1 protein-coding gene is annotated in these 404 nt (G+C 67.8%); it reads left to right on the top strand.

Features of this window, described 5'->3' with window-relative positions; all coding sequences use genetic code 11:
- Window positions 1-404: aldehyde dehydrogenase family protein (locus DYY66_RS14115; protein WP_255496091.1), on the top strand; the 404-nt coding region annotated here is incomplete at both ends.

The raw sequence follows: 404 nt of genomic DNA, 5'->3' as shown, positions 1-404 counted from the left end.
AAGACGGCCTGGGTCACCCGGATGGAGAACGTCGGCCAGGCCTGCAACTCCAACAAGCGGATGATCGTCATGGACGACATCTACGACGACTTCGTGGCCGCCCTGGTCAAGCGTGCCACCGCGATGTCACCGCGCCAGCCGGGCGATGACTCCCCGCGCTCCTACAGCCCGATGGTCTCCCGTAAGGCAGCGGAGAACCTCCTCGCCCAGGTGCAGGACGCGGTATCGAAGGGCGCCACGCTGCACGTCGGCGGCACGCTCGACGACGGTAAGGGCGCTTACTTCGCCCCGGCCGTGCTCACCGGCGTGACCCCGGAAATGCGGGCCTACCGCGAGGAGCTGTTCGGCCCGGTCGCCGTCGTCTACAAGGTCAGCACCGACGACGAGGCGGTCCAGCTCGCCAA

Origin of the sequence: Candidatus Nitrosotalea sp. FS (genome assembly GCF_011319475.1) — an archaeon.
GTDB lineage: Archaea > Thermoproteota > Nitrososphaeria > Nitrososphaerales > Nitrosopumilaceae > Nitrosotalea.
The sequence above is the reverse complement of the archived record's forward strand: the minus strand, read 5'-3'. Positions and strand labels throughout refer to the sequence as shown.